Genomic DNA, 13,437 nt, shown 5'->3' on the forward strand with positions numbered 1-13,437 from the left:
GCACCAAGTTTATAAAAAAAAGGTACCAGAGGTGATGAGATTGCAGATTCAAGTGAACTCAAAAGGAAAAGGTCGCTTTATTTACCAACAAATTTATCGTCAAATTAAAGAACAAATTCTAAGCCATCAAGTGCGTGCACATCACAAATTACCACCAAAACGTGAACTCGCAAAATCACTTGCTGTTAGTACGAATTCAGTTGCGACAGCTTACGACCAGCTTTTGGCTGAAGGATATATTTATACAATTGAACGACTTGGCTATTTTGTAGAGGAAATTCAGCGCTTTGATATTAACGACCAGATTACGCCCTCATTCCCTGAAATATTAAGAGAAGAAGAAAGTTCGCGTGAGGGATGGATTTCGCTTTCTCACATGAATGCAAATCCGAAATTATTCCCCTTTCGTAAGTGGCTGAATTGTCAGGCGAAAATTTATGAGGAACATATGGATGAATTAAGTGAAATGCCACATACACAGGGACCTTACATACTACGGAAAAATATTGCGAATTTTATTTATGCGACGCGTGGTGTGAAGTGCGAACCTGAACAAATTATTATTCACGCAACAAGTCAGGGGTTGATGGAACGTCTCTTAATGTTGCAGACAACTAAAACAGCTTTTGCAGTTGAGAATCCGGGCTATGCAAGATACTATCAACTTCTACAGCGACATCAGTTTAAAACACACCTCATTCCACTTGATGATCACGGGATTGATGTAAAGTATATTGAGCAGACGAATGCACAGTTTGTCATCACGACACCTTCTCATCAGTTTCCAACAGGTATTATTATGCCGATTTCAAGACGTGTTGAATTACTCAACTGGGCTTCACGCGATGAACAACGCTATATTATAGAAGATGATTATGACAGTGAGTTCAAATATCAAACAGACAATGTTCCTTCGCTTCAAAGTTTGGATTATAACCGAAAAGTCATTTATATGGGGACGTTCTCAAAAACATTGTTACCTGGAATGCGTATTAGTTATATGGTACTTCCAACAAAACTATTGGCAGCTTATCAAGAAGCTTTTCCACTTGAGATTCAACCAGCGAATAATTTAGCACTTTATACGTTGAATGAATTTATCGAGAGTGGGCAATATGAAAAACATATTCGAAAGATGACGAAACATTACGAAGAAATTCGAACCACATTAATTGAAGCACTCTCTAACAATTTGACGCGTAATCTTGTGATTTACGATATTCCTGCTGGACTTCACTTTTTAATTGAAGTACCTACATCAAAATCTTATGAAGAAATCGAACAAGCAGCACAACAAGAGAAGTTAGAACTTTATACATTAAAACGTTTTTCATTGAATCCATTACCACTTATTCAGCGTAACCGATTACTCGTGATTGGTTTCGCAAATATTCAAATGGAGGAAGTAGATGAAGCCATTCAACGACTGGCGCGCTGTATTTAAATATAAATCTATAGGCTTTTAAAAAAAAACGAAATCGCTTCACACAATGCGATTTCGTTTTGATGTTATACGTGTCCTTTCATTATTTCGCCATTTCTTCAAATGCTCGACCTAAAATGACCAACTCTTTTTCACATAACTTTTCTTCATGTACATTAAACCTAGGTAATAAAAACTTCTCTGCTTGCTCTTTTACAGCAGCTACAACTTTCGGGTGATTATGCCCAACATTTAATACACCAATCATAGATACAAAATCACTCTACTGTTTACCACCTAAATCCGTAACCGTTGCGCCTTTTGACAATCGCTAAATTCCCATTACTTACACCACGTACAATATATTGTTTTCTTTTTTCAATCCATTCATTCGTTTGTTCTGAATAAGACATACAATTTCCTCCTTTGATTTATAAAGATTCCTTCTACAATCATTTGCACTTATACCCTTTTCAATAATGAAAAAGCAAACTAGACAATGTATGCACTAGTTTGCTGTAATGTTTGTTTATTTGAATGTATTTGGTTGATTTGCTTGCAAGAATTTTGTCACTGCATTTGTCACTTGAATCGCTTCTGCATTTTCATTCGTTCCAATCAAACCCGTTAAGTCCGAATGTGATAATTCATGTGTTGTTAATAAATCAACTGGTTCACCTAATTTTTTTGCAGCTTTTACGAATTTCGTAGTTGCTGCGTCCTCTCTTGAGATAATTAACATCGGCGGAACTGCTTGCTGACCAAGATAAGTACTAGGTGAAGCTGCTTTCCATACATTCGGATTTTTTCCGTAAACTGATTTATACTTTGGAACTTCTTTAATAAAGTCGCTCATATCAAGTGGTCCTTCAATATTAATAACACCGCATATCGTATGAAGTGGTAATCCTACTTCTTTTAGATAGCGTGGGTCAAGTGCAACTAAAGAAACTAAATGTCCTCCTGCTGAATGCCCCATCAATGTAATTTGATTGGCATCTAAATGATATTGATCTGCATGATCGACAATCCACTTCATCGCAGCTGCTACATCACTTGCTTGGTCTTCATAATTACCTACCGGTGATAAGCGGTAATTCATCGAAATAAAGGTGTAACCCTTTTTATTAAAATAACCTGGTTTTTTACCTACATTCGCTTTATCTCCTGCATACCAACCACCGCCATGTATATACAGTACAACAGGCGTTTTCTCTCCCTTTTTTAACCCTTTTTGATAAATTTTTAAGTCTTGATTCGCCTGTTCACCATATGAAAACTCGTGCTTTGCATCAAATAACTCTGCACTTGTATAGTCGGCCCTCATTGAAAATACGCCTACACTAATGACAAGTAATAATAATACAAATAACGGGCTAAAGATTTTTTTATTCAGTTTTCCCAAATCGAACACCTCTTTACAAAATTTATATTTTATAAAAAATGTCATTTCGTAAGATTTTTACTATCATAAATAATTGTAATTTTAAATAAAGTACCCTTTTTTTTATGGTTATTAACATATCACCTTTATTCAAACATCGCACGTAAGTTGTCTTGTCAGATAACAAGATAAAGAAGATTTTTAAATTCTGATTTTACGAAGATTATTTTTGTGCAGGATGCGCGAATAAATGATACTATTTAGGATAGTGAAAATTTTATAGATGTATGCAAGGAGAAGATACGATGAGTAAGCAATCAGAAAACTTTTGGCAAGATTTACCGAAGCCATTTTTTATATTAGCACCGATGGAAGACGTAACAGACGTTGTATTCCGTCATGTAATTAGTGAAGCAGGTCGTCCTGATGTGTTCTTTACTGAGTTCACAAATACAGAGAGCTTCTGCCACCCAGAAGGCATTTATAGTGTACGCGGTCGTCTTACTTATACAGAAGATGAACAACCTCTTGTTGCACATATTTGGGGAAATAAACCAGAGATGTTCAAAGAGATGAGCATTGGTATGAAAGAGATGGGTTTTAAAGGGGTCGACTTGAATATGGGTTGTCCTGTGGCGAATGTTGCTTCACGTGGTAAAGGTTCAGGTCTGATTAATCACCCTGAAACAGCTGCGGAAATTATCCAAGCCGCAAAAGCTGGTGGATTACCAGTTAGCGTAAAAACACGTCTTGGTTATACAGATGTGAATGAATGGCGCGAATGGTTAACACATGTTTTAAAACAAGATATCGCGAACTTAACGATTCATTTACGCACACGTAAAGAGATGAGTAAAGTGCCTGCTCACTGGGATTTGATTCCTGAAATCAAACAATTACGCGATGAGATTGCACCGAATACATTATTAACGATTAATGGTGATATTCCTGATCGTAAAGTCGGCTTAGAATTAGCTGAAAAATACGGCATTGATGGTGTCATGATTGGCCGTGGAGTATTCACAAACCCATTCGCATTTAGCGAAGATCCACGCGAACGCAGTGTAGAAGAATATTTAAATCTTCTATTGTTACAACTTGAACTATATGAAAAATATGCAGAAGAAACACAACGCCCTTATAATCATCTACATCGCTTCTTTAAAATCTATGTACGTGGATTTAGCGGCGCAGCTGAGTTACGCAATAGCTTAATGCAAACCAAATCAGTTGAAGAAGCACGCGGTATGGTGGAAGCTGTACTAGCGAGTGAGGTAATCTAATGTATGAAACCCGAATGCCAATCATTCGGGTTTTTTTGTGCCTTTTATCATCGCCTTCACCTTACAAACTTTGCATTGTTGTGGAAGCAAATCACTTACTTGATGAGGCAAAATCGCATCACCCATCCGAACTTTTTTAATTTCTTTATGACATGTATCACAATAAATAACTCTCGTTTGAGACTGCATATAATCCGTTGCCAAAAACCTATAAAAATCTATAAGCAATGTTTATTTCCTGTTTCTTTGTATCTGCTTTTGCCGAAGCTACTCACATTTGGTATGATACTCCACAGGCGTTAATTCGGGTACAACGAACCCTACACATTAGTAGTGTCTTGTAAGTGACTAAGCTACTAATTCTCCATATTTAGCTAAATTTAACGCAGCATTCATATCTCTGTCTATCTCTAATCCACAGTCACACTTGTAAACTCTATCAGATAATTTTAAATCTGATTTAATTTGTCCACAGCACGAACATGTTTTAGAAGATGGGAAGAAACGTCCAACTTGTATAAATTCAATTCCGTATTTTTCACATTTGTATTTCAATTGACGGAGAAATTCATACATCTTTTGTTTGGCTACTGCTTTAGCTAAATGACGGTTTTTCATCATTCCAACTACATTCAAATCTTCCATCACAACTTTACAAGGTTTGGTTTTCACTATTGTATTTGTTGCTTGATGAATGTGGTTGTTTCTAATGTTAGCTAACCGTCTGTGTAGATTTCGTATTTGCTTTTCGATTTTTATAATGTTACATGTTTTGACAAATCGGTCTCCCTCCTTATTCATCTCATATTTTCGGGAAACGCTTCGCTGTAACCTACGTAAACGTTTCTCAATATTTCTCACTTCTTTTGTTTTGTTAATGTTTTTGAACACCATTTCGTTCGAGCAAATTGCTAATTCTTTAACTCCTAAATCTACTCCAATTACTTCATTCGTTAATTCTTGTTTTACTTGTTCTTGCTCTACTCCAACAGAGATATACCAATACTTTCCGTCAAAAGATACTCTAGGATTAGTATATTTCACCCCCATTGGGACTTGTTCAGAAGTTGCAACCCATCCTACTTTCTCAATTAACACCGTGTTCTTTTTTACTTTAAGTTTCACATTGTCATTATAGAAAGAAGATTTAGATTTCTTCTTAGACTTGAATCTTGGACGTTTCGCCAAACCTTTAAAGAATCTCTTATACGCATTACAAGCATCTTTAACAGCTTGCTTAGCTACATTATTTGATACTTCACTCAACCATTGGAAGTCCTCTTGTTTTTTAATTTGTGTGATTTCTTTTCTCAAAACATTGTCAGATAAGAATTTCAACCCTCGTTGATAATTTTCTTGTTGTCTAGCTAATGTCCAATTGTATACCCATCTTGCCACACCAGTAGATTTCCATAGTTGAATTTCTTGTTCTTTAGTTGGTTTAATTCGTATCTTCTTTGCTAGTATCATTCTCTTTCAACTCCTTAATTAATTTCTTAACCTTATTCGCCCGTCTCCCTTGTAATTTGCAACTAAATACAGTAACAATTTGAATTAAATCTTCGACCAACTCTTGATTATCTGTCATTGGAGTATTGTCGATAACCTCAATCTTTGTTCCGTATTTAGCAAATAAATTTTCCAAGAGTTCAAATCCGAATCGTAATAACCTATCTTTGTATAAAACTACAACCCTATCTACTTTGTAATTTAGGACTAAATCAATAACATCATTTAACCCTTTTTTGTTGTAGTTTATACCACTACCTATATCTTTCACAATCTTAAATGGATTACCTTGAGACAGTAAGTATGATTCCATGTTTTCCACTTGTCTCTGTAAATCATCCTTTTGCTTATGAGAAGATACTCGACAGTAGCCGATAGTTATTCTCGATTCTGATTCAGGAGAATGTAAACCAAGAAAATATTCAAGTTGTTGTTGAGAGTAATAACGGTGTCCAGAAGGTGCAGTATATTGAGGATTTAATTTATTTGTCTTATCCCAATTTCTTAAAGTCTGAACTGTTACTCCGATTTCTTTTGCGAATTGACCAATACTGTATTTTTTCATACATTTCATTCTCCTTTGAATTAGTGGATAATTCTATTACACCATGAAATGTATGAAAAATAAATAGTTTTTTATAGATATTTATAGATTTATTCTAACTGTTTAATTACCCCCTATTACACTACTCTACCATTTAACCTGTGTATTTTTATGTACACTTCGATTATTCAAATCACTATATTTTTGATTAGTTTATTATTTTTTTATGTTATATCATTATTTTTTCAATTACCTTCTATATCAAATAGGATTTAATCCATATATTACCTTTCGTATTCATTAGGGTATAATAGGATGGATTGGAGGTTTTAAACAACATGAAAACAAAATTAACATGGAGTCTATTCATCATTTTAGTAGGGTCTTTATTCTTTTCAGCGCAAGCCAACGCCAAATCGACTACTTATTATGCAAAGCCTGATACGTATTTATATGCAAAACAAAGCACGTCATCTACGAAATTAACTACATTAAAACAGAACCAAAAATTCACAACAACATCGAAAGCATCTGCAACTTATTACAAAGTGAAGATTGGAACAAAAACGGGTTATATCCCAAAATCCAAAGCGTTAAAAAAGAAAACATGGTATTACTATGCAGATCGAGCGAATCTATCAGGTTACCATAAGAGAAGTTTCCAAGCGACTTCAACAACCTTAACAAATAAAAAAGGAACACTATTCACATCCAACGAAACACCAAAAGCTACAAAAAATATTTCTTCTGCCCAAAACTTAATTCCTATTACGTATAAAGGAAAAAAATACTATGTACCTTTTATGTATTTGAATATAGGAAAGACCGAAAAACAATTACGTTCTTATTTTACGAATATTCATAAAGGGAAAGATTACGCATTCCAAGGTTCGTATTTTGACACGTACACATTCTACGACGCAAAACGTACCAAGACAATGCAAAACTATATTGAACGAAAAGGATTCGTAAAAGCCAGCCCAACCCTTTCTTTCTTCAATCCCTACACGTACACCTATAAATTTGAACAGTTTGGTTCGTATAAATATTACACGTTGAAAGTGAATAAAAAGTAAAAAAGAGGAGGTATCGCCATCGCGATATCTCCTCTTCTTTATCCTAACCTTCTACATATACTGCATCAAGTGCAGCCGCAATTTCTTTCATCTTTTCTTCTATGACTGGATGGGAAATTGCTACATAGAGTTCCCCATCGAAGAAACGAAATGGTACTTTCACTTGATCGACATGCCACATAAAAAAGTCACCTTTGATCCTCATCTCAACGCCTTCTTGATTGCGTGACACAAATGCATCTTCATACGTAAAATCAGATTGTGTAGAAAAGAATTGTTGGAAATCTTCCAATGTTAAAATTGGCTCCTCTTGCTCATTTAAACGTGTAATTTTATAACGTGTATTCATCATAAACTCCTTTAACATAGTCGTTACTTATATTATAAAGCTTTGAAAGCTATTCGCAAAGCAACCTATTTAATGACAACACGATGAATCGTCTTATTCGTCTTTGTATCGACTAGACGAAGCACACCTTTTTCGATTACCGCATCATGCTCTAAATACCAAATCGCCATACCTTCCAGACGATATTTTTTTACAACTTCTTTTGGCAATTCATCTAAATTTAAAAATGTTGCTTGTTGTTTATTAAAGTAGACAACACGATTTTTTGTATTTTTCAATAGACCATACATGAGCTGTCCCTCGTATTCTTGATAACCTGTTAGCTTTTCGTAAGTATTTCGATCATCATGAATTTTTGTCCAAATAATACCACGTGTTTTCCAACCCCACATCCCTCTTTGTGCGTAGGTTACACCATAATTTCGATCATCTTTAACAAAAAAGTACAGTGCTTGGTTGTCTGTCTGATGCGCAGGAATCAATGTTAAATTCTTTTCAGCTGCACGAATCACCTGCTCGGGCTTTTCATACGATGTATTCTTTAAATAAAATAACCATATCACAGCTAATACAAGCACAATGATGCCCACAATCGTGACAGACTTTTTATTAAGAATACCTTCTTTTCGCTGATGCACAGGCAACACCTCGTTTTTACAAGTTATTCCCTATTCATCATAAATAACACGTCTTACTTGACTGGTTGGTATATCTCATATAAATGTTCAAACGTTTTTAAAAACTCCTCACGGAATGCTTTCGGCTCTAATACCTCTACATGTTCACCTTGACTCATTAACCACATTTTAATTCCTTTACCGAACACTTCTGCTTCAAAAATCCAGCCATCATCAATCGTCATGACCTCTTTCGCTGTTGGTAAACGATCTAATACAGCTTGTTTAGAAGCTCCTGTAAACTTAAACTTCACTTTTAATAAATCTCCTGTATACATAAACTGCACACGTTTACGGAATTCTCCCTCTTGGAATCGCTCTGAATAAGGGATTTTGAAAGATACCTGTTCCGCTTTAATCGACTTAATACGATCAATTCGGTAAATAATCGGATAATCAATTTCTTTATTTGCAGGGTATGCAAGTAAATAGAAATAGTACTCTGAAAAAATGATTCCAACCGGTTTAACAAGATGCTCTTTTTCAGCGTCTGCTAGTTCACGCTGATATGTAATCGTCATGATGTGTTGGTTTTGGATATGCTCTGATAACGTCCAGATTTTTTCAATCACTGCTTGCCCATGCGATAAATCGGTATAGAGAAGTCTTTCATTCCCTGTCATTTTCTTTAAAATTTCTTGATCCTTTTTATTCGCAAGTATTAGTAGCTTATTCACAATGCTTTCCATCTCATCTTTTTTAAATGCTCTTGAATCCATTAAAACTTTTAAAATCGCTAAAATATGATGACTATTTAAGTGACTTTCATCGTCTCCTACACTTAATTGATACACTTTTTCTTTACGATTATAGTCTAAGTATGCATTATTTTTTTCCAACTCTAAAAACCTTCTAATATGATTAATATCACGTTGAATTGATTTATCACTCGTTTGGAATCTTTGAGATTCTTCCTTCTTTACAAGTTTTTCACCTTTTTCCAGTCGATCATACATCGATAAAATACGATGTATTTGTGATTCTTTTTCTCGACTCATAACATCACCTCTTTACACTCTATCTTACATAGGTCAATGGTCGTTATATGACCATCAAAAAAATATATAACTAAAATAATTATAACATTTTTTCCCTCAAAAAAGGACTTTATATCTAATGATCGAACTATTTTTGAATTAAAAACAACAAAAAAAGTTATTTTTAATATTTATGATTCACACGAAAAATGATTTCACAAAAATTTTAGCAGTTAAATAAGTAAAACAGTATTATTTTCTTTTAAAAATAATCTTAAATAACTATTGCACACAAATCCCAGTTTTTCTTTTCAAATCAAATCATTCATTCTTTTGTTTTATTTTCTTATATAATAACAGTATAAAAAACCCTATATAGAAGGAGGACTACTTACTTATGAGTATTTATAATTATTTAGTAAAGAAACCGAACGGTGAAATTTTATCGATGGAAACTTATCGTGGAAAAACAATGTTAATCGTCAATTCCGCAAGTCAATGTATGTTTACATATCAATACGAAGACTTACAAAAGCTCTATGAAAAATATAAAAATCGCGACTTCGTTGTACTCGCCTTCCCAACGAATCAGTTCGGTGAACAAAACCCTGAAGATGGTGTCACAACGATGACAACATGTAAAACTCACTTTGGCGTAGAGTATCCTGTATTTGATTTAATTGAAGTGAATGGTGAACGCACTGCTCCACTATTCAATTACTTAAAACACGAAGTCGATGTACGCGATGTCGATCAATCAAATATGCAAGAGATGATGGTCATGGACCGCGTAAAACATGATTACCCAGACTATTTAATTGGACGTAATATTCGCTGGAACTTCACAAAATTCTTAGTCGATGCAAATGGTCAAGTGATTTCACGCTTCGAACCAACTGATTCACTACTTGATTTAGAACAAGCAATTGAAAAAGTATTGTAATAAAAAAAGAACATCCTGTATGCTTTACCACATACAAGATGTTTTTTATTTACCCATGCATCCAACCTGTTTTACAATTTACACGTCCCATTGTTTGCCATGAACCATTTAATTTGTGCTCAATGCTATAGTAACCATCTTTACCAGCGCCGCCATTTTTCACAAAACGATATGGGTCACTACCAGCGTATCTTTTTGCATATTTTTTGGCTTTAGCTTTTATACCTGGTACCCAGCTGTGCTTGTTTTTAAAGTTTAAATTGTTTTGTGCCACATACCCCTTTTTATTTTTGTATGTGATTTTATAAAAACCAAATTGATCAGGACTATACCAACGATCTTGATCCCAACCTACATCTACGCCACCAATTACTTTAACTGCTTTGCCTTTTGGTACAGTATACGCTACTTTATAAGATGTACCAGCCTTCACATACACTTTGACTGTTTTCGCTGTTTTTGCACGATCATATGAAGCTGCAGAAGCTTGTGTTGTCCATACACTACTAACTAGCATTAGAACAAATACCATACTTAGAATTTTTTTCATTTGAATTCCCTCCTCTTATTTATAAACCAATGGATACAATAAACTGCTTATCTTGAATCGCAAATTTTTTAATGTTTCCAATGGGAATAGCCTTCACCTTATCAAATGCATTAAGATCAATCTGAATCATACGCTCATCATATGTCACAACGGGCGGTTTATGAAAAATTTTTTTATGCACTGCACTAAAATCAAGCGGCTTCATCTTTTTTAACTCAAACTGTAGCGTACGCTCCTCTGCATGAACAGGCTTTAAAGAAAGCGTAAAGTGAATGTTTTTCGATATACCAAATTTCTTCACTTTCGTATCCCCTTCTAAAATAAGAAACCCTTCCTCAATCTTCACTTGAAGATCCTCTACCCCTTCAATAGATTGACGCTCTAAAATCTTTTCGAATACAGACGCATTTAATGGTAAATCCACTGCCTTCTTTTCTTTGAAGTTCATAAACCCTGCTTTTAATTGGTCAAACATCTAAAAACCTCACTTCGTTTATTTGTAATATCTACCTTCTTTTACAGTATAGAGTTTGTATTGGACGAAATATGACCAATTTAACAAATTAAAAAATACCTTTACCGACTATTATGAAGGCAAAGATATTTTATCTATTATTAAATCTCACAACACCATTTCAAAATCTTCTTCAATTTCTAATACTTTTCGACCGACGCGTGTCGCAATATCGGGTGGTAGTGTCACGATGACAGGATGTTCTGCTTTTAATGGTTTTTGATTCGCTGTTAGTTGAATTTGTAGTGAATCGTGACATAAGAAATCGACGGTCACTTGTTTGTAAGCATCGGCAATAAGCAGCTCCAATCCTTCATCACTAATGAAGCGAAGTGGTTTTGCCTTCCCTTTATATTCGCCAAACCAGCTATTTCCATACCCTGTAAGTATGACTTCATGTGCTTCTGGTACGGGCTTTGGTTCGATTGTTGCACGTTCTTTTAAGTAAATGGGTTCTCCTTGATGGAAGTGAACAATCGTTTCATGAATCGTCTGATGAATCGACTGTACTTGGCGTTCTTCGACACATATTAATTGTTTTGTATCAACTTCAAAAGCATATAGATGCCAATCGCGGTCCACACAGCTCATATAGAGTCGCCCCTGTTCAAACGTACAAAACTGCACACGTTCTTCTAAATGAAGTGTCTCAGTTCTCGATACAATATCGAAGGACATGAGTGAAGCAGTTTTTGGTTTTGGATAATACAATGTTTTACCATTCGATGCGACATCATATAAATTCGTAAAATATTGATAACGCTCACTCAAACATTGTGGATAGTGTGCTTCATTCCATTGATGGTCTTTTTTCATAAAGGCATCTGAACGGAGCAGATAGCGATAGCGAATTTCATGGTTCTTCATTTTCGAACCGACATCATCCCACGTCGCATCGATATGATACCAAGCGTCATCCAATTTCACCATATTCCATGCATGTCCTAAATCACTCTCACCGTCCGCTTGACCAATAACGTAATAACAAGGAATTTTTAGCTCTTCCATCATTTTTTCGAACAGTAGTGCATACGCCATACAGACGCCCTGCTTCTCATGCATAAATGTATAGACCGTAAACGGTGAACCAGTCGTATTCATCTCATATTGGTGATTGCGTACAATATAGTCATGAACAGCAATCACTTTTTCCACATCACTCATCGTATTCGTTATGAGGTCTTTTAAAATTAATTGAATCTCTTGTATCACCCATTGTTGTTCTTCTCTCGTCATACGATAAGTCATCGAAAAATTCATCTTAATACGGTTCTTCGATACATATTTGAACGAACTCTCCTGTCTCGCACAATGTTGCGTATAAAAAGGCTCTTGTAAATGCAATAGTGAAAAAGCTTCCTGTAATAAATCTGGTACAGACTTCGGTAGACGTCCTTGTAAGTAGAGTGAAAACTGACGGTCGCCACGCTTCATATGTGTAACTATCGCTGGTAGTAATTGTTTCGCTGTAATCGTTGTTTGTTTTAAACCACCATCTTTTTGAAACATCTCCATTGACTCAAAATAGATGCCCATATGTTCCCCCTACATTCGTATTTTCATTCATTATACACGAGTTCTTTTATAAAGACTTTTTCCAATATGAGATTGTTTTTAAAATCAACTTCAAGTAAGTTAGAAGTTAAATAGAAAAGAGCTATTACTATGAAAAAAATCATCGTTCTTTTCATCGCCATATGCTGCATCATGAACCTTACTACCCTAAATACCGATGCAAAAACAAAAAACATCACATTACAAGAAGTTAAAAAACAAGTGACACAAAATAAATTACCTTATGCACTCGCAAAGATTGGTGATCCTTATAAAAAGTTTAAAGGAAAAAACATGCGAGACTGCCTTACTATGCTAAAGAACGTGGTTCGTCCTTAAATGTTTATGTTTATGCGAATAATAAATATTTTAAAACGAAAGATATGATTTTTACGTATATTCTAAAGGGGAAGAAAAAAACAAACAAAGCGACAGATAAAGTGCGTGGAATGCTGCTCTCAACTCCTCAAAAATTCACAAAAAAACAAGTGACACAAACTTTTGGTAAACCTGTTGAATATAAGGCGTCAAAAAAGGAAGCAGGTTATATTTATTTTTACAATACAAATATTCTAGTCATTTAAGTGAATACGAAAAAGGCAAAGCCTATACCCGATTCTTACTTATTCCATTTAGTGAATTTTCACAAGGCGG

17 protein-coding genes are annotated in these 13,437 nt (G+C 34.8%); 6 read left to right on the forward strand and 11 right to left on the reverse strand.

What is annotated here, in order from left to right; all coding sequences use genetic code 11:
• Nucleotides 1-34: 34 nt before the first annotated feature.
• Complete coding sequence (gene gabR, locus MHB75_RS09005; protein WP_445667022.1) at nucleotides 35-1,444, forward strand: MocR-like transcriptional regulator GabR; 1,410 nt, start codon at nucleotides 35-37, stop codon at nucleotides 1,442-1,444.
• 82 nt (nucleotides 1,445-1,526) lie between these two features.
• On the opposite strand, the gene MHB75_RS09010 is transcribed toward gabR, so the two are convergent.
• The 3 genes from MHB75_RS09010 to MHB75_RS09020 all read right to left on the reverse strand — a co-directional run bounded on the left by MHB75_RS09010 (nucleotide 1,527) and on the right by MHB75_RS09020 (nucleotide 2,828).
• Complete coding sequence (locus MHB75_RS09010) at nucleotides 1,527-1,691, reverse strand: hypothetical protein (protein ID WP_340997196.1); 165 nt, start codon at nucleotides 1,689-1,691, stop codon at nucleotides 1,527-1,529.
• 22 nt (nucleotides 1,692-1,713) lie between these two features.
• Nucleotides 1,714-1,836 (reverse strand): hypothetical protein, encoded by a 123-nt coding sequence (locus MHB75_RS09015; RefSeq protein ID WP_340997197.1) that lies wholly within the window; start codon nucleotides 1,834-1,836, stop codon nucleotides 1,714-1,716.
• Nucleotides 1,837-1,952: 116 nt separating this feature from the next.
• Complete coding sequence (locus MHB75_RS09020) at nucleotides 1,953-2,828, reverse strand: alpha/beta hydrolase (RefSeq protein WP_340997200.1); 876 nt, start codon at nucleotides 2,826-2,828, stop codon at nucleotides 1,953-1,955.
• Between the two features lie 284 nt (nucleotides 2,829-3,112).
• On the opposite strand from MHB75_RS09020, the gene MHB75_RS09025 reads away from it, so the two are divergent.
• Nucleotides 3,113-4,090 (forward strand): tRNA dihydrouridine synthase, encoded by a 978-nt coding sequence (locus tag MHB75_RS09025; protein ID WP_141273197.1) that lies wholly within the window; start codon nucleotides 3,113-3,115, stop codon nucleotides 4,088-4,090.
• 348 nt (nucleotides 4,091-4,438) lie between these two features.
• Here the strand turns inward: MHB75_RS09025 and MHB75_RS09030 are convergent, their stop codons facing one another.
• Entirely contained in the window at nucleotides 4,439-5,560 is a 1,122-nt protein-coding gene (locus tag MHB75_RS09030) for an RNA-guided endonuclease InsQ/TnpB family protein (protein WP_340996986.1), read from the reverse strand.
• Nucleotides 5,532-6,164: an IS607 family transposase gene (locus tag MHB75_RS09035; protein ID WP_340995165.1), complete on the reverse strand. Its 633-nt coding sequence runs from the start codon at nucleotides 6,162-6,164 to the stop codon at nucleotides 5,532-5,534. The genes MHB75_RS09030 and MHB75_RS09035 overlap by 29 nt, the downstream gene beginning before the upstream one ends.
• 317 nt (nucleotides 6,165-6,481) lie before the next feature.
• Here MHB75_RS09035 and MHB75_RS09040 point away from each other — a divergent pair, with 317 nt between their 5' ends.
• Nucleotides 6,482-7,219, forward strand: a complete 738-nt coding sequence (locus tag MHB75_RS09040; RefSeq protein ID WP_340997202.1) for an SH3 domain-containing protein — start codon at nucleotides 6,482-6,484, stop codon at nucleotides 7,217-7,219.
• A 43-nt stretch (nucleotides 7,220-7,262) separates the two neighbouring features.
• Here MHB75_RS09040 and MHB75_RS09045 read toward each other — a convergent pair whose 3' ends face one another.
• From MHB75_RS09045 to MHB75_RS09055, 3 genes are all read right to left on the reverse strand, one after another.
• Entirely contained in the window at nucleotides 7,263-7,568 is a 306-nt protein-coding gene (locus MHB75_RS09045) for a hypothetical protein (RefSeq protein ID WP_087680009.1), read from the reverse strand.
• Between the two features lie 65 nt (nucleotides 7,569-7,633).
• Nucleotides 7,634-8,206, reverse strand: a complete 573-nt coding sequence (locus MHB75_RS09050; RefSeq protein ID WP_340997204.1) for a hypothetical protein — start codon at nucleotides 8,204-8,206, stop codon at nucleotides 7,634-7,636.
• Nucleotides 8,207-8,259: 53 nt separating this feature from the next.
• The gene (locus MHB75_RS09055; RefSeq protein WP_340997206.1) at nucleotides 8,260-9,243 is read right to left on the reverse strand and encodes a helix-turn-helix transcriptional regulator; all 984 of its coding nucleotides are present in this window, start codon (nucleotides 9,241-9,243) and stop codon (nucleotides 8,260-8,262) included.
• A gap of 376 nt (nucleotides 9,244-9,619) precedes the next feature.
• Here MHB75_RS09055 and MHB75_RS09060 point away from each other — a divergent pair, with 376 nt between their 5' ends.
• Complete coding sequence (locus MHB75_RS09060; RefSeq protein WP_340997208.1) at nucleotides 9,620-10,165, forward strand: glutathione peroxidase; 546 nt, start codon at nucleotides 9,620-9,622, stop codon at nucleotides 10,163-10,165.
• A 49-nt stretch (nucleotides 10,166-10,214) separates the two neighbouring features.
• Here MHB75_RS09060 and MHB75_RS09065 read toward each other — a convergent pair whose 3' ends face one another.
• The 3 genes from MHB75_RS09065 to MHB75_RS09075 form a co-directional block, all read right to left on the reverse strand.
• Nucleotides 10,215-10,715 (reverse strand): SH3 domain-containing protein, encoded by a 501-nt coding sequence (locus MHB75_RS09065; RefSeq protein ID WP_340997210.1) that lies wholly within the window; start codon nucleotides 10,713-10,715, stop codon nucleotides 10,215-10,217.
• 19 nt (nucleotides 10,716-10,734) lie between these two features.
• Nucleotides 10,735-11,190 (reverse strand): hypothetical protein, encoded by a 456-nt coding sequence (locus MHB75_RS09070; RefSeq protein WP_340997212.1) that lies wholly within the window; start codon nucleotides 11,188-11,190, stop codon nucleotides 10,735-10,737.
• 147 nt (nucleotides 11,191-11,337) lie between these two features.
• Entirely contained in the window at nucleotides 11,338-12,765 is a 1,428-nt protein-coding gene (locus tag MHB75_RS09075) for a transglutaminase domain-containing protein (protein WP_340997213.1), read from the reverse strand.
• A gap of 129 nt (nucleotides 12,766-12,894) precedes the next feature.
• Here MHB75_RS09075 and MHB75_RS09080 point away from each other — a divergent pair, with 129 nt between their 5' ends.
• On the forward strand, nucleotides 12,895-13,122 hold the full coding sequence (locus MHB75_RS09080; RefSeq protein WP_141273221.1) for a hypothetical protein: 228 nt from the start codon (nucleotides 12,895-12,897) through the stop codon (nucleotides 13,120-13,122).
• Between the two features lie 44 nt (nucleotides 13,123-13,166).
• Nucleotides 13,167-13,367, forward strand: coding sequence for a hypothetical protein (locus tag MHB75_RS09085; RefSeq protein ID WP_340997215.1), 201 nt, complete (start codon nucleotides 13,167-13,169; stop codon nucleotides 13,365-13,367).
• The last annotated feature ends 70 nt before the right edge of the window (nucleotides 13,368-13,437 follow it).

It is taken from the genome of Kurthia sp. FSL E2-0154 (assembly GCF_038003625.1).
Taxonomy (GTDB): Bacteria; Bacillota; Bacilli; order Bacillales_A; family Planococcaceae; genus Kurthia; species Kurthia gibsonii.